This is a genomic window from Candidatus Contendobacter odensis Run_B_J11 (assembly GCF_000531125.1).
GTDB lineage: Bacteria > Pseudomonadota > Gammaproteobacteria > Competibacterales > Competibacteraceae > Contendibacter > Contendibacter odensensis.
Map to the genome: position 1 here is coordinate 14,243 of NZ_CBTK010000319.1, position 16,175 is coordinate 30,417.

The 16,175-nt window shown below is 58.0% G+C and carries 14 protein-coding genes and 1 pseudogene; 9 read left to right on the plus strand and 6 right to left on the minus strand.

All coding sequences use genetic code 11. From position 1 onward, the window contains the following. Window positions 1-55: 55 nt before the first annotated feature. From BN874_RS21880 to BN874_RS21915, 9 genes are all read left to right on the plus strand, one after another. Window positions 56-1,177 carry a branched-chain amino acid ABC transporter substrate-binding protein gene (locus tag BN874_RS21880; protein WP_034437105.1) on the plus strand — a complete coding sequence of 374 codons (1,122 nt, stop codon included), beginning with the start codon at window positions 56-58 and terminating at the stop codon, window positions 1,175-1,177. Window positions 1,178-1,280: 103 nt separating this feature from the next. Further along, complete coding sequence (gene livH, locus BN874_RS21885; protein WP_034437107.1) at window positions 1,281-2,210, plus strand: high-affinity branched-chain amino acid ABC transporter permease LivH; 930 nt, start codon at window positions 1,281-1,283, stop codon at window positions 2,208-2,210. Between the two features lie 3 nt (window positions 2,211-2,213). Beyond that, window positions 2,214-3,491, plus strand: coding sequence for a high-affinity branched-chain amino acid ABC transporter permease LivM (gene livM / locus BN874_RS21890; protein WP_034437109.1), 1,278 nt, complete (start codon window positions 2,214-2,216; stop codon window positions 3,489-3,491). Next, entirely contained in the window at window positions 3,488-4,294 is an 807-nt protein-coding gene (livG, locus tag BN874_RS21895) for a high-affinity branched-chain amino acid ABC transporter ATP-binding protein LivG (protein ID WP_051498205.1), read from the plus strand. Before livM ends, livG begins: the two co-directional genes overlap by 4 nt. A 75-nt stretch (window positions 4,295-4,369) precedes the next feature. Beyond that, complete coding sequence (locus BN874_RS21900; protein WP_420886164.1) at window positions 4,370-5,299, plus strand: DNA adenine methylase; 930 nt, start codon at window positions 4,370-4,372, stop codon at window positions 5,297-5,299. Further along, window positions 5,296-5,667, plus strand: a complete 372-nt coding sequence (locus BN874_RS25955) for a hypothetical protein (RefSeq protein ID WP_230314523.1) — start codon at window positions 5,296-5,298, stop codon at window positions 5,665-5,667. The genes BN874_RS21900 and BN874_RS25955 overlap by 4 nt, the downstream gene beginning before the upstream one ends. Before the next feature lie 50 nt (window positions 5,668-5,717). Further along, window positions 5,718-6,443, plus strand: coding sequence for a hypothetical protein (locus tag BN874_RS25960; protein ID WP_230314524.1), 726 nt, complete (start codon window positions 5,718-5,720; stop codon window positions 6,441-6,443). Between the two features lie 37 nt (window positions 6,444-6,480). Continuing rightward, window positions 6,481-7,182, plus strand: a complete 702-nt coding sequence (locus tag BN874_RS21910; RefSeq protein ID WP_034437134.1) for an ABC transporter ATP-binding protein — start codon at window positions 6,481-6,483, stop codon at window positions 7,180-7,182. 48 nt (window positions 7,183-7,230) lie between these two features. Then, window positions 7,231-7,596 carry a sunset domain-containing protein gene (locus BN874_RS21915; RefSeq protein ID WP_034437110.1) on the plus strand — a complete coding sequence of 122 codons (366 nt, stop codon included), beginning with the start codon at window positions 7,231-7,233 and terminating at the stop codon, window positions 7,594-7,596. An 878-nt stretch (window positions 7,597-8,474) separates the two neighbouring features. Here the strand turns inward: BN874_RS21915 and BN874_RS21920 are convergent. The 6 genes and pseudogenes from BN874_RS21920 to BN874_RS21945 form a co-directional block, all read right to left on the minus strand. Beyond that, complete coding sequence (locus BN874_RS21920; RefSeq protein ID WP_034437112.1) at window positions 8,475-8,822, minus strand: ATP-binding protein; 348 nt, start codon at window positions 8,820-8,822, stop codon at window positions 8,475-8,477. Window positions 8,823-9,476: 654 nt separating this feature from the next. Continuing rightward, a complete protein-coding gene (locus tag BN874_RS21925; protein ID WP_081756597.1) occupies window positions 9,477-12,668 on the minus strand; it encodes an efflux RND transporter permease subunit in 3,192 nt (1,063 codons plus the stop codon). Between the two features lies 1 nt (window position 12,669). Then, window positions 12,670-13,986: an efflux RND transporter periplasmic adaptor subunit gene (locus tag BN874_RS21930; protein ID WP_230314525.1), complete on the minus strand. Its 1,317-nt coding sequence runs from the start codon at window positions 13,984-13,986 to the stop codon at window positions 12,670-12,672. Then, entirely contained in the window at window positions 13,983-15,245 is a 1,263-nt protein-coding gene (locus BN874_RS21935; protein WP_034437116.1) for a TolC family protein, read from the minus strand. Before BN874_RS21935 ends, BN874_RS21930 begins: the two co-directional genes overlap by 4 nt. Window positions 15,246-15,304: 59 nt before the next feature. Further along, window positions 15,305-15,775, minus strand: a complete 471-nt coding sequence (locus BN874_RS21940; protein ID WP_154725076.1) for a DUF411 domain-containing protein — start codon at window positions 15,773-15,775, stop codon at window positions 15,305-15,307. 103 nt (window positions 15,776-15,878) lie between these two features. Further along, window positions 15,879-16,175: pseudogene (locus BN874_RS21945) on the minus strand (heavy metal translocating P-type ATPase); the annotation flags it as partial.

Consider the following 16,175-nt stretch of genomic DNA (forward strand, 5'->3'; position numbering starts at 1 on the left):
AATTTCGCCCACTCTATAATCTGGTAACACCACAACACCCGAGAGGAACACACCAATGAACAACTTCAACCGCAATATTCTGAGCGCCGCCGTTGGCGCGGTTATTTTGAGTCTGGGCGGTCTGGCGCACGCCGAAGACACGATCAAGATCGCGGTGGCTGGCCCGATCACTGGCCCAGTGGCCCAATACGGCGATATGCAGATGAGCGGCGCCAAAATGGCGGTCGAGCAGATCAACGCCAAGGGCGGCGTCAACGGCAAGAAGCTGGAAGCGGTGCTGATGGATGATGTATGCGAACCGAAGCAGGCGGTCGCGGTCGCCAACCAGATTGTCAACCAGAAAATTAAATATGTGGTCGGGCACCTGTGTTCCGGATCCACTCAGCCCGCCTCCAAGCTGTATGAAGACGAAGGCATCCTGATGATCACTCCGGCGGCGACCAACCCCGCCATTACTCAGCAGGGCTACAAGATGGTGTTCCGCACCATCGGCACCGACGACCAGCAGGGACCCACCGCTGGCAGATACATCGCCACCCAGATCAAGCCCAAGAAACTGGCGATCCTTCACGACAAACAGCAGTACGGCGAAGGCATCGCCAAGGAAGTGGATAAAACCGTCAAGGCGGCCGGAATCAAGCCGGTACTGTTCGAGGGCATCAGTAAAGGCCAGACCGACTTCTCGGCGCTGATTACCAAGATGAAAAAGGAAGGGGTAGATTTCGTCTACTACGGCGGCTATCACCCGGAACTGGGCCTGCTGCTGCGCCAATCCAAGGAACAGGGCTTCACCGCCAAGTACATGGGACCGGAGGGTGTCGGCAACAAGGACATCAGCGCTATTGCTGGCCCGGCTTCCGAAGGCTTGCTGGTGACCTTGCCCGCCGATTTCAGTACCGATCCGGCCAACGCCGCCCTGGTCAAAGCCTTCAAGGACAAGAATGAGGACCCCAGCGGCCCATTCGTAATGCCCGCCTACGCGGCGGTGCAGATCATCGCCGACGCCATCCAGGGCGCTAAAACTGAGGATGCGGTCAAATTGGCCGACTACATCCGCAAGAACAGCTTCCAGACGCCGATTGGCAAGGTGGCGTTCAAAGACAATGGCGACCTGAAGGAATTCGAGTTTGTCGTCTTCACCTGGCACGCCGACGCGACCAAAACGCCGGTTAAGTAAAGGCGGATCCGCCGGGCAAGGGGCAGCGCTACCCTTGCCCTTTGATATTTATGGTGTCTTGCCTGCGCCCGCCCGATCCTCCACCACCTCAGACACGGTGCCCATGTCCGGTTTCTCGATCCTCGAATTCATTCAGCAGATCATCAACGGTCTGACCTTGGGCAGCATTTATGCCCTGATCGCCATCGGCTACACCATGGTGTACGGCATCATCGGCATGATCAATTTCGCCCACGGCGAGATTTACATGATCGGCGCCTACGTGGGCCTGCTGACGATTACCGCGCTGGGATTGTTCGGCGTGGACAGCATCGCGCTGGTGCTGCTGGCGACCCTGGCGATCAGCATTCTGGTGACTGCCTCCTACGGCTGGACCGTGGAACGGCTGGCCTATCGGCCGTTGCGCGGCAGTCCCCGGCTGGTGCCGCTGATTTCCGCTATTGGCGTTTCGATCTTTCTGCAAAACTACGTTCAACTCGGTCAAGGTGCCCGCGATGTGTCGATGCAGCCGGTGTTGACCGGCGGTTGGCGCTTCGGCCCGGAAGATGGCTTTCAGGTCTATCTGTCCTACATGCAAGTGTTGATCGCGGTGGTCACGGTGGTGTTCATGTCGGGCCTGACCCTGTTCATCGCCCGTTCGCGGATGGGTCGCGCCTGCCGCGCCTGTTCCGAAGACCGGGCTATGGCCAATCTGCTGGGAATTGATACCGACCGGGTGATTGCGCTCACTTTCATTCTCGGCGCGGCCTTGGCGGCAGTCGCCGGAGTGCTGGTCAGCCTGTACTACGGCCTGGTCAATCCCTTCATCGGCTTTATCGCCGGGCTGAAAGCCTTCACCGCAGCGGTGCTGGGCGGGATCGGCAGCATTCCGGGGGCGATGCTGGGCGGCATCGTGCTGGGGCTGGCGGAAAGTTTTGCCTCGGCCTACCTGCAAACCGAATACAAAGACGTGGTGGCCTTTGGGCTGCTGATTCTGGTGCTGCTGGTGCGGCCTACCGGCCTGCTGGGTCGCCCGGACATTGAGAAGGTCTAAGCCATGCGTCGCGCCTTGCCTGAATCGCTGCTGGCAGCGGTACTGACCGCCCTATTAGTCACCCCCATTTTTGGCCTGCGCATCCATGTGGATGGGGTCAACGTCGCGCTGAACGGTAATCCCACCCCTGTTATCGTCGCCGTCGTGATCGTCTTTCTATTGCGACTGTTCCGTGAGCCGCTGCGGAACGCCTGGGCGAAGCTGCATTTCCCGGCATCCTGGCGCGACAACGCGATCACCGTTGCGCTGCACCATGCCAAGCAACAGCCACGCTATCAAACCGGATTCTGGGCGCTCTTGCTCATCGCCGCCGTGGTCTGGCCGTTCACTGCCTCACGCGGCGCGGTCGATGTGATGACGCTGGCGTTGATCTACGTGATGCTGGGGCTAGGACTGAATATCGTGGTGGGCTTTGCCGGTCTGCTGGTGCTGGGCTACGCCGCGTTCTATGCGGTCGGCGCTTATACCTACGCCCTGCTGGCACAGCACTTTGGCCTGTCGTTCTGGCTGTGCCTGCCGGTCGCCGGGGCGCTGGCGGCGCTGACCGGGTTCCTGCTCGGTTTGCCGGTGTTGCGGCTGCGCGGCGACTATCTAGCCATCGTCACCTTGGGCTTCGGCGAAATTACCCGGCTGCTGCTGAATAACCTGAATGTCCTCACCGGTGGCCCGGATGGCATCGGCAACATTCCGCGTCCGACCTTGTTCGGGCTGGAATTCAACCGCCGCGCCAGTGAAGGTGGAACCATTTTTCACGAGTTTTTCGGCATTGATTACAGCGGCAATTACGGCGTGATCTTCCTGTATCTGCTGGGGCTGGCGCTGGTGCTGCTGATCCTGTTCGTGATCAACCGGCTGTTGCGGATGCCGCTGGGCCGGGCTTGGGAAGCGTTGCGTGAGGATGAGATCGCCTGCCGCTCGCTGGGCTTGAATCCGACCGTGATCAAATTGTCGGCGCTGACCTTGAGCGCCGCATTTGCCGGCTTGGCCGGCGCCTTTTTTGCTACTCGCCAAGGCTATATCAACCCCGAATCGTTCACTTTCATCGAATCCGCCATGGTGTTGGCTATCGTGGTGCTGGGCGGCATGGGTTCGCAGTGGGGGGTGATGCTGGCGGCGATTGCGATTACCGCGTTGCCGGAACTGGCCCGCGAGTTCAATGAATACCGGATGCTGGCTTTTGGCCTGGTGATGGTGCTGATGATGATCTGGCGACCGCAGGGCTTGCTGCCCGCCTCGCGACCCAAGCTGGAACTGCCGGAACAGGCGGAGGCATCGCGATGAGTCTTGAATTAAACCCAGCTTCCGCTGCCCGGCCATCAGCATCTCCATTGCTGGAAGTCCGCAACCTGAGTATGCGATTCGGCGGGCTGTTGGCGGTAGATAATGTTAATTTCGATGTTCGCCGCGACCAGATTTTCGCCATTATTGGCCCCAATGGCGCCGGTAAAACCACGGTATTCAACTGCGTCGGCGGTTTCTACCGGCCTACCACCGGCAGCGTGGCGCTGGACGGTCAGCCGCTCCATCACCTGCCCAGTCATCGCATCGCCCGGGTCGGACTGGTACGCACCTTCCAAAACGTGCGGCTGTTCAAGACCATGACCGTGGTCGAAAATCTGTTGATCTCGCAGCATGTCCAGTTGGAAACCCGACTGCTGCCTGGCCTGTTCAAAACCCCGAAATACCGCCGGGCCGAAGCCGCAGCGCTGGAGCGGGCGGCGTTCTGGCTGGAAAAAGTGGGGTTGCTCACGGTGGCGAACCGTGAGGCCGGCAATCTGGCTTACGGCCAGCAACGGCGGCTGGAAATCGCCCGCTGCATGATCACCCATCCCAAGCTGCTGATGCTGGACGAACCGGCAGCAGGTCTGAATCCGCAGGAAACCCGCGATCTGGATCGGCTGATCAACGAATTGCGCGCCGAACATAACGTGGCAGTGCTGTTGATCGAACACGATATGAGTCTGGTGATGGGCATTTCCGATCAGATTCTGGTGATGGAATACGGTCGGCCAATTGCCACCGGCGCGCCCGCTGAAATTCGCCGCAATCCACGAGTGATTAAGGCGTATTTGGGGGAAGAGTAACTATTCTGCCTTTTCTGCCAAAAGAAATCGTCCAAATCGAATCGATAACATACCCACATCGAGTAGATGACCAGAATGTCAAAAAAAGGGCGGAGTGCTTCTCCAATTTACCTGGATGACAGTGAAGAATTTGAATCTGAACCGTCAAACATCATTTATATCCGCAACCGGCGACAACGCAAAATTGTTTTCGGATGGTATGGCGGCAAATTTTCACACTTGGATTGGTTACTCCCCTTGTTACCAAAATGTCACCACTATTGTGAGCCATTTGCTGGATCAGGGGCAGTGCTACTCAATCGTAAACCCTCGCCGGTGGAAACCTATAACGACATTGACGGCGATGTAGTGAACTTCTTTCGCGTATTACGTGACCAGCAGGATGAGTTGAGCCGTATTATTGCCTTGACTCCGTTTTCCCGCGAGGAATATCACAGCGCTATCTATGGAACGACCGATGGAATCAGTGAGGTAGAGCGCGCAAGGCGTTTTTATATCAAAGCGCGTCAAACCCGCACTGGTCTCGCACAAACCGCATCGCTCGGCCGTTGGGCAAACTGCAAGGACACCAGCCGCGCTGGAATGTCAGGCGTTATATCCCGTTGGCTTGGCGGTGTGGAGGCGCTTGATGATATTGCCCAACGGCTTATTCGTGTCCAAATTGAAAACCGTCCAGCGATTGATGTCATCCAACTCTATGACAGTTCAAACACACTGTTTTATTGCGATCCGCCTTATCTACACGCCACACGCGGTGATAGCCAAGCCTACAGCTTTGAGATGGATGAAAGCCAGCATCGGGAATTCGCAGACACAGTGAACGAATGCCGGGGTCAAGTAGCCGTGTCAGGTTACGATCATCCATTGATGGATGAACTTTTCAAGTCGGGGCGCTGGTTCAAGATGCTGGGCGCAGATAAGACTATTCATTCTACCAAAGGCACCCGGCAAGAAGTACTTTGGACCAACTTTAGCCCGAAAAGCCAAGAGAAGCTTTTTGAATGACGACGTCACTACAAACACCTGATCAAATTTTGAAAGATATCTATGATCGCGCCAACGCTGTTCTTGAAAAAACTGTTGTCAGTGATGCTACAATTCAGGAGCGAGTAGACTACGTTTGCCGTTGCATCAGCAACCGCGCTGGAGTGCGTTTGCTGATGTCGTGCCTCTTGGGAAAATTGCACAATCCTAGTGTCGATCCGCGTAAGCCTTATACCGAAATTGGGGGAAGTGATAGCTTCTCTGGGCGTACCTATGATGAGCAATATCTAACCCCATTTATCAATAAGCATCGTTTACCATGTAATCCGACTACAGCATTTCTAACACCGACTCTTAGGAACATTAACCACGCATTAACCACGCATTAACCACTGACCGAGAACTGGTTGGAAGACCGCGCGAACTTTATAGAAAAGCATTGCAATTATTGGAGGATGTAGCAGAAAGCCGGATTACTGCTGACGTTCTTTTTGTTGAGACAGTTCGCATCTTATTGCAATTGCGAGATGAAAAATTCGCACGAATGGCGTCTTTGATGAATGCGTTGGAACGTACTAGAGGTTCGCTACCACTCTCATCGGAAGCTATAGTGACACTTATCGCTCAGCATTTAGCCTGCAAAAATGCCAGCCGGTTACCGGTTCTAATTGTAGCCGCAGCCTATCAAGCTGCTGAGGATCGCTTGGCAGAAAGCATCTTGTCATTGAACGCACATAATGCGGCAGACCTGCAAACGGGATCAATAGGCGACATTGAAGTTTGCCTTGTTGGGGATAAAGCTATCGTGACTGCTTACGAAATGAAGATGAAGCGAGTAACGTTTGATGATATCGACGCTGCTGTAGCGAAGATCGCCAAAGCGCCAAAGCAGATTAATAATTATCTGTTTGTCACCACAGACCAAATCGCCCCGGATGTTTCTGACTATGCAACCAAGTTTTATGAGGAAACCGGCGGCACCGAAATTGCCATTCTCGATTGCATCGGGTTTCTGCGCTACTTCCTGCATCTGTTTCACCGGATCCGGGTGGATTATCTGAACGCCTATCAGGCACTTGTTTTAGACGAGCCTGATTCAGCCGTCAGCCAGACGCTCAAAGAAGCTTTCCTAGCCTTGCGGCAAGTTGCGGAGAGCGACGAATGAGATTGTTTTATCGCGCCTATCTGAGAGAAGAGTGATGATGCTCAAACTGGACCACGTCCACACCTTCTACGGCCAAATCGAGGCGCTCAAGGGGGTGTCGCTGGACGTGCATCCCGGCGAAATTGTGACCCTGATTGGGGCTAACGGCGCAGGCAAAAGCACGCTGCTGCTGACGATTTGCGGTTCGCCGCAAGCAGCCAACGGCAGGGTCAGCTTCGAGGGGCAGGACATCACCCACAAACCGACTCACGTCATCATGCAGTGCGGGCTGGCGCTGGTTCCGGAGGGACGGCGCATCTTCCCAGGATTGACCGTGCAGGAAAATTTGCAGATGGGCGGCTTTTTCGCTGACAAGGCCCGGCTGGAGACTGATCTGGAGCGGGTGTTCGCGCTGTTTCCACGCCTGAAGGAACGGCGCACTCAGCGCGGCGGTACCTTGTCCGGCGGCGAGCAGCAAATGTTAGCCATCGGTCGGGCGCTGATGAGCCGGCCCAATTTGTTGCTGCTGGATGAACCATCGCTGGGATTGGCACCGATCATCATCGCCCAGATTTTCCAGATATTGAGAGAAATCCGCGAGGAAGGCGTAACCATCTTTCTGGTTGAGCAGAACGCTCACCGCGCTCTGCAATTGGCCGACCGGGGTTATGTGCTGGAAAACGGACGCATCGTGCTGGCCGATAGCGGCGCCAATTTGCTGGCGAATGACCAGGTGCGAAAGGCGTATTTGGGGGGCTGAATGGTTAAATACGCTGTATCCTCAAACCCAACAACGAAGGATATACACATGTTCTTAAAACATTTTCGGTTGATCGGCGGGTTGCCCGCCACCCTCCTGGTTCTGTCCTTGAACGGACTGAGCGCCTACGCCGCTGACGGCACACCACCGCCGGCTACCGCTGCAAGTCCCACATCGCCCGCATCAACCCTTCCGGCCACGGTCAATCCGGTGCCGCCAGCGGGTATTCCCGGCCATTCGGATGGTTCCTGCCCGGAAACTGCGCCGTTCAAGGTTTCCAAGTCCGGCATCTATCATGCCCCCGCCGATCCCAACTACAAAAACACCAAGGCCAAGCAGTGCTTTGCGAATGCGCAGGCTGCCGAGCAAGCGGGCTACCGTGCGCCCAGGCCCAGCGTTAAGGGCAAACCGTAGTGCGGGTTTGAGAGCGCTGCCACCCAAAATATCACCCCCGGCGCTTTCCCATCACAGGGAAAGCGCCGGGGCGAGGGAAGTCATGCCGGGGTCAGGCAACCTTACACAGGTATTCGGTTGGCGTATTGCTTTGCATGGATGGGGAGCCGCGTTGCAAGTGGCATTCGCGAATGATTACCTTATTTTGAGTTCCAGCCCCATGCCCGCAACGGGCGAGAAGAAGGTGCGTCGGCCGGATGTTCATGTCCATGAGGACTGACGTCTCCTACCCAATCCCGGCCACTCTGGTCTTGGCCGCCCTCGCTATGATGACCAGCATCGGCAACCACCGGGGGGGCGCGAGCTTTCACTAGCTGTGACATGTCGCGGGAAATCGCTACCGCTATTTTTGTAGCTGCCTCCTTTCAAGGTGTCATCCGCTATCGCTGGATTGAGCAAACCGATGGCCAAGCCTAAAAAAATAAGGTTCTTCGACACTTTCTGTGGAGCGGATCCATCAGAGCAGGTTGCAGCTCGCTGAGCAGGCTGAATGCCAAACTTATATTTTTTAAAATCAATTAGTTATTTATAAGCTGCCAATTATAATTCTCATTTTTGAGACAGTACACCCTGGTTTCCACAAGAACCCTCGAAGAACCAAAAATAACCTTGCTGAAATTTTTCACGGTCAATCTCCTGAAGTGATGATGGATTGCGTTTGCTTGCACAATCCTCAATAAGGCAGGAGGTGTGCCAACTTAATTTTTATTTTAACTAAATGATTTTAATAATTTTATTTGCAAGAAGCCTCATAAGCGTCTGAGTCTATTCAACGGTTCGTTGAAACGGTTTATCGAAACGTTAAACGATGGCCGACCCGCACTGTCCGGTAGCGAGGCTTAGGGAGTGGATAGGGGCAAGGTCAGGCGAAAGCAGGCGCCGTGGGATCCGGTCTCGACCAAGGACAGTTCGCCGCCATGCGCCCGCATCAGATCGCGAGCGGTGGCCAACCCCAGCCCGGTGCCGCCCATGCGGCCGGAGGTCGCAAAGGGGATGAACAGCGATCCCAGGGTGGTTTCCGGGATGCCTGGTCCGGTATCACGGACGTCGATCACCGCCTGTCCCGCCGTTTGCCGCACCGTGATCCGAATTTCGCCGCCGGAGGTCAGGGCTTCCAGCGCATTTTTTCCTAGATTCAGGAAGACACGGTAGAGACGCTCCCGATCCGCAATCTTGGCTCGCGTCAAAGCGGCAGGGTCATCGCTTCTTGACTGTTTCGCGGGTCTTTACCGTCATCACCGAAAGTGTGGCAATGGTGTCAGGACTTGCGCTTTCCGTCATTCCCGCGTCAGCGGGAATCCAGTAAGCCACTGAAAAAATTGGATACCTGCTTTCGCGAGTATGACGACTTTAAGAGGCTGTCTAAAAACCAAGTTATTGATCTGCTTAATGGTGGAGTCGGGTTAAAACTGGCTAGAAGCGGGTTCCGCGCTAAATTTTTGTTCAAAATCAATGGCGAGTTTTGCGACAGTCTCTAAGGGGCTTGGCGAAAGTCCTGGGTGTATTCCTGAATCATAGAAAATTGTCCTGCGGTTAAAGCACGGGTGACGGGATGCAACGAGCGAGAGGTCGGGTTGCCAATTAATACCAATTCCCCATAATTTTAATGACGTAGCACGGGCTTCCAGCCCGTGTTCGGTTCACGGGCTGGAAGCCCGTGCTACGCCTATGGTTCAAAACCTATTGAGAAACGGTATAACGTCTACTAGGCAGAGCATCCAGTGTCTTTCGCTCCTTCCTTCAACCCGATTGTTCCCATCCGGGTCGATCCGTAATTGACAACGCCGCGCCGAAATACTGGGCGGGTGTTGTCATTTTTCAAAGTGGGCGTCAGCGGATGGTCAAAGTGGACTTCGGTGAGGAGTCTTGAGGCCGACCGTGTTCTCATCGGTGGCCTCTGAACGGCGAAGGGAGGATCGCGCCGCACGGCGCAGGCTCGCTTCCTTGACCAGCGCGTACAGCGCCGGAATCACGATCAGCGTCAACACCGTTGACGAGATCATCCCCCCGACCATGGGGGCGGCGATGCGGCGCATCACTTCCGACCCGGTGCCGCTGCTCCAGAGAATGGGCAACAGACCGGCCATGATCGCCACCACCGTCATCATCTTGGGGCGTACCCGTTCCACCGCCCCTTCCATCACCGCCGCATAAATGTCGTTCACCGTCAACGGCTGGCCTGCCGCCTCGCGCTGGCGGCGTAAGGTGGTGAGGGCGTGATCCAGATAAATCAGCATGATCACCCCGGTTTCCGCCGCCACCCCGGCCAATGCGATAAACCCGACCGCGACCGCCACACTCAAGTTATAGCCCAGCCCATACATCAGCCAAATCCCGCCGACCAGGGCAAAAGGCAGGGCCAGCATGACAATGAGCGTCTCGGTCAGCCGGCGGAAATTGAGGTAGAGCAGGACAAAAATAATGAGCAGGGTAAAAGGCACCACGATGATCAGCCGGGCCTTGGCGCGTTCCATGTACTCGAACTGCCCGCTCCAAGCGATGTAATACCCCGGCTTGAACTGCACTTGCTGGCGCACCGCCTGCTGCGCGTCGGCGACGTAACCGCCAATATCGCGGCCACGAATATCCACAAAGATATAAGCCGACAGCAGCGCATTTTCAGTGCGGATGCTGGGTGCGCCCTTGCCGAGACCGATACTTGCCACCTGCCCTAACGGAATCATCGCCCCGCCCGGCACGGGAATCAGCACTTGGGCAATCACCTGTGGATCAGCGCGCAAATCGCGGGGATAGCGGACGTTGACCCCGAACCGCTCCCGTCCCTCGACGGTGGTGGTCACCGTCTCCCCACCCAGAGCGGTCGCGATGACTTCCTGCAGGTCGCCGATCCCCAGACCGTAACGGGCCAGCGCCGCCCGATCCGGTTCGATATTCAGGTAATAACCGCCGGTAATGCGTTCGGCGTAGGCGCTGGTGGTGCCGGGCACCGTCTTGACGACCGCTTCAATCGCCTTAGCCAGTTGCTCCAGTTCAGCGAGATCATTGCCGAATACCTTGATGCCGATGGGGGTACGGATACCGGTCGAGAGCATGTCGGTCCGTGCCTTGATCGGCATGGTCCAGGCGTTGCTGACGCCGGGGATTTGTAGCGCCTGGTCCAGCTCGGTAATCAGCGTGTCCATGGTCATGCCGGACCGCCACTCGCTCTCCGGTTTCAGGTTGATCACCGTTTCAAACATTTCCAACGGCGCCGGATCGGTCGCGGTGGCGGCCCGCCCAGCTTTGCCCAATACCGACGCCACCTCCGGGAAGGATTTGATGATGCGGTTCTGCATCTGCATGATTTCCGCCGCCTTGGTCACCGACAGGCCCGGCAAGGTGGCGGGCATGTACAGCAGGGTTCCCTCGTTGAGGGTCGGCATGAATTCACTGCCCAGTTGGCTGGCCGGATACCAGGACGCTGCCAGGATGAGCAGCGCTAGCAGGATCGTCAGTTTTTTCCAGCGCATGACGCCGGCGATCAGCGGACGATACGCCCAGATCAGAAAGCGGTTCAGTGGGTTGCGATGTTCGGGCACGATTTTTCCGCGAATGAACAGCACCATCAGCGCCGGGACCAGGGTCAGCGACAGCAGCGCCGCTCCCGCCATCGCAAAGGTTTTGGTGTAGGCCAGCGGCTTGAACAGCCGCCCTTCCTGCGCTTCCAGGGTGAACACTGGCAGGAACGAGACCGTGATGATCAGCAGGCTGAAAAATAGCGCCGGACCCACTTCCTGGGCCGCCTCGACCATGATCGTGACTCGCGAGGCGTCGGGCGCGGCCCGCTCCAAGTGCTTGTGGGCGTTTTCAATCATCACGATGGCGGCGTCCACCATCGCGCCAATGGCAATGGCGATCCCGCCCAGACTCATGATGTTGGAATTCATGTCCAACAGCCGCATCACGATGAAGGCGATAAGGATTCCGACCGGCAGCATCAAAATCGCGACCAGCGCGCTGCGGACATGGAACAGGAAGACGATGCAGACCAGCGCGACGATGAGACTTTCTTCCAGCAAGGTGTTTTTCAGCGTCTCGATAGCGCGATGGATCAGGTCGGAGCGGTCATAGACCGGCTCAATGGTCACGCCTGCCGGCAGGCCGCTGGCGATTTCGGCCAGCTTGGCCTTGAGATTATGGATCACGTCCAGCGTGTTCGCGCCGAAACGAGCAACAGCAATCCCGCTGACGGCCTCGCCTTCCCCGTTCAACTCAGTAATACCGCGCCGCTCATCCGGCCCCATTTCGACCCGCGCCACATCGCGCAGCAGCACCGGCACCCCACCCTCGGCCTTGAGCACCAGTTGCTCCAAATCGGCGGCTCCGCGCAAATAGCCCTTGCCGCGCACCATGTATTCGGTTTCCGCCAGTTCCACCACCCGCCCGCCAACATCGCGATTGCTGGTGCGGATCACTTCGCTGACCCGCATCAATGGAATGCCGTAGGCTTGCAGCTTGCGCGGATCGACCACGACCTGGTACTGCTGGACAAAGCCGCCCACGCTGGCGATTTCGGCGACGCCTTGCGCCTTGGTGAGTTGGTAGCGGATGAACCAGTCCTGCAATGTCCGCAGTTCCGCCAGCGTGCGTTGTGCGCCGAGCACAACATACTGGTAAATCCAACCGACGCCGGTGGCGTCCGGCCCCAGACTGGGCGTGACTCCAGTCGGCAGCCGGCCGGCGGCAAAGTTGAGATATTCCAGCACCCGCGACCGCGCCCAATACAGGTCGGTCCCGTCCTCGAAGATCACATAGACGAAGGACGCGCCGAAGAAGGAAAAGCCGCGCACCACTTTGGATTTAGGAACGCCCAGCATCGCGGTGCTGAGTGGATAAGTGATTTGATCCTCGACCACTTGCGGCGCCTGGCCGGGATACTCGGTGTAAATGATGACCTGGGTATCCGACAGATCGGGCAGCGCGTCGAGCGGGGTGTGGAGCACGGCGTAGACGCCGGCGGCGACCACGAACACGGTCAGCAACAGCACCAGAAACAGGTTGCGGGCGGAAGCCTCGATCATGCGTCCGAGCATGTCAGTGGCCCTCGTGTGCGCTGGCCGGTGTGGTTGGCGTGGCCGCCGCAGGCGGTGTTTCTGGCGTGGTCGCGGTGCTGGGAGCCGTCGCGCCATGACCGCTATGCCCGCCGAAGCTGCCTAGCGCCGCTTTCAAATTGCTTTCGGCGTCGATCAGAAAATTGGCGGACACCACGACCCGCTCCTGATCGGCGAGTCCCTCCAGCACTTGCACATACTCATCGCCCCGCAGGCCCAACCGCACTTCACGCGGCTGATAGCGGCCCTCCCCCAATTCAACCAGCACCACTGGCCGGGCGCCACTGCTGAGTACCGCCGAGGTGGGGATGGTCAAAACCGCCGCCTGGTTATGGCCGGCGGCTAGTTCAATGCTGGCATACATGGCCGGGCGGAGACGCCCTTTGGGGTTCGGCAACTCAACCCGGACTTGTGCGGTACGGGTCTGCGGGTTGAGGGTCGGGTAAATAAAGGCGACCTTGCCCAGGAACAGTTCGCCGGGAAAGGCGTTAACGGTGATGCGCGCTTCCTGACCGGGATGCACCAGGTTCAGGTCTTGCTCAAAGACATCCGCCACCAGCCACAGCGACGATAAGTCGGCGATGCGATAGAGCGCTTCGCCCGGCATAAAGCGCATTCCCTGGATCGCGGTTTTTTCCAGCACCACACCGTCCGCCGGCGCTCGCAACAGCAATTGCTGTTGCGGCTGGCCCTCCTTGCGCAGGCGGTCCAGTTGATCGGCGGAGATTTCCCAGTTGCGAAGCCGCAGCAGGGCTGTTTCCGCCAACTGGCTCATCCCTTCGCGGGTTTCGGGACTGCTCGCGCGCAGAGAACGCAGCCCACCGCTGGCCAGGAGATATTCGCGTTGGGCAGAGACCAGTTCCGGGCTGTACACGGCCATCAAGGGTTCGCCACGTTTCACGGTCTGGCCAGTACTGTTAACTAGCAGGCGTTCGATCCAGCCCTCAAACCGGGGCGCCACGGTGAATAAACGGCGTTCATCAGGGGCGATCAGGCCGACGGCGCGCACCGGGCGGCTGAGGACGCGCCGCTGCACCGCTTCGGTTCGCACCCCCAGCTTTTGCACTTTCTCTGGGCTGATGCGGACTTGATCACCGCCGGTGTCCTCGCCTTCATAGACAGGGATGTAATCCATCCCCATCGAGTCTTTCTTCGGCGTCGGCGAGGTGTCCGGCAACCCCATCGGATTGCGGTAATAAAGAATCTTGCCCTGCTGGGCGGCAGCGTCGGGAATCTGAGCCGACCCGAAGCCAATGCCAAGGGCGGCGGCAACCACTAAAATCAACGTGCGCGGTTTCACAAAGGTGCTCCTACGAGTCGTTCGATTTCGGCCAAACGGAGATATTGCTCAAGCAGAGCTTTCAATTGGCCGAAGCGCGCCCGGCGCATTTGCCGTTGCGCGTCCAGCAACGTGGTGAAATCCACCCGTCCGGTTTGATAACTGGCAAGCGCCGCCTGAAACGTCAAGTCTGCCTGCGGCAGCAGACTGGTGCGAATGAGTTTTTCCTGCTCACGAGCGGAGTCCAGCCCCGCCAATTGTTCCTGCAAGTCGCCTTGGACCTGATTAGCGATGGCATCTTGCCGGAGTTGCGCGGCGCTGAGCATTTCCGCTGCTTCCCGTTCCTGAGAACGGCGGCTGGTCTGTTGCAAGGGAATGTTGACCGATAGCATCAGTTCCCAATCCGCCAGCCGGTTGCCAACCTGAATCGGGGACACGCTCACGGTCAAATCGGGATAGCGGTTGGCTTGAACCAGGCGCTGGTTCTGTTGGGCGGCAGTAATGGCGGCAGCTTGGGTGAGCAGTTCCGGGTTGGCGCTGATCGCCCGATCCGCTGTATCCGCCAACGCCGCCGGTTTGGGCATGGGCGGCAGCGCCTTCGGCTCGGCCAGCGGCGCATTGGCCGGTCGGCTCAGCAACGCATTAAGCTTGGCGCGCGCCTGTTGTTGCTCGGTCATCGCCATGATCAAATCAGCTTTGATCGTGGTTTGTTCGATTTGCGCCTTTAAGGCGTCCTGTTGCGGGGTGAGGCCGTTGGCGTGACGGATTTGGGCAACCCGCTCGATTTCGTGCAGAAACATCAATTCCTCTTTCAGCAGAATTTCGTTCTGCTGCGCCTGATAGCGTTGAATAAACGCGGTGATGAGTTTGGCGCGCAGCGCGGCAGACAAGGTCGACCGCTGCCGATGTGCCTTCTCCACTTCTGCTTCCGCCATCCGCTGCTTGGATTCCAGCTTTCCCCCCAGCGGCAGCGTCTGGGCCACGGTGTACTTCATGGATCCAACTCGTGCCGGGGCCAGGGTAAAGTCGCTGTCGTTGGGAATGTCCCGCCATTCGACGCTGAACATCGGATCGGGCAAGGCGCCTGCCGGTTGGACTCGCGCTTCAGCGGCCTCCACGTCGTGTTGCATCGCGGTGAGTTCTGGATTGTGCTGTTCCGCCCAGATTAATAATTCGGGCAGAGTGGCCCCCGGCAGATCGGCGGCGGGTTTCGCCGCATAACCGCCCAGCGGCAGGGCCAGGAGCGCCAGCGCGCACCCGGTTTTCCGCAAACTGTGCATGAATATCCCCCTTGGGTTTTTCAGAATTCGCCTGACGCGGCGAGGCGGGCGATTATTGCTTATCGATAGGACTGAAAAATCCGGGACGTACCGTCTCGTGCCAACAGCAACACGTCGTAGGGATCACGACGATGACCGTATTCAGGGCCATCCATACCGGGCGATCCGATCGGCATCGCGGGTACGGCCAGACCGATGGCGTTGGGCCGCTCTTCCAGCAGGCGCCGGATCTCGCGTACCGGGACATGGCCCTCCAATGCATAACCGTCCACCACTGCGGTATGGCAGGAGCCATACTCGATGGGGATGCCAAGGCGTTTGCGAATCTCGGCGTTGCCCGTGTCATGCACGCGCGCCTCGAAGCCGCTTTTCTCCAGATGCGCCATCCAGTCCTTGCAGCAACCGCACGTCGGGTCTTTCCACACCTCGACCACCGGCTGGCTCGGTGCGGCCCACGCACGGGGCAGAGCCAGTAGCAACGAGCCAGCCAGCAGTTGGCGGCGCTTCAGATCAATGCTTGGGGTTGGCATGGCCATTCCTCTTGTGGTGAGTTTTGCCAGGGGTGAAGTTACAGAAGGGCGGCAACGATTCGTGCGATAAACAGCCCTAGGGCGGCTGATTAGTTTTGGATGATCATAAGTTGACGCGGTTAAGCCGCAATGCGTTGGTAACCACGGACACCGAACTCAGCGCCATGGCGGCGCCGGCGAAGATCGGCGACAGCAGCAGACCGAACGCCGGGTAGAGCACCCCGGCGGCTACCGGGATGCCGAGTGCGTTGTAGCCAAAGGCGAACGCGAGGTTCTGGCGGATGTTGCGCATCGTGGCGCGCGACAGGACGGCGGCGCGCACGATGCCGCGCAGGTCGCCCTTGACCAGCGTCACGCCGGCACTCTCCATCGCCACATCGGCGCCGGTGCCCATGGCGAT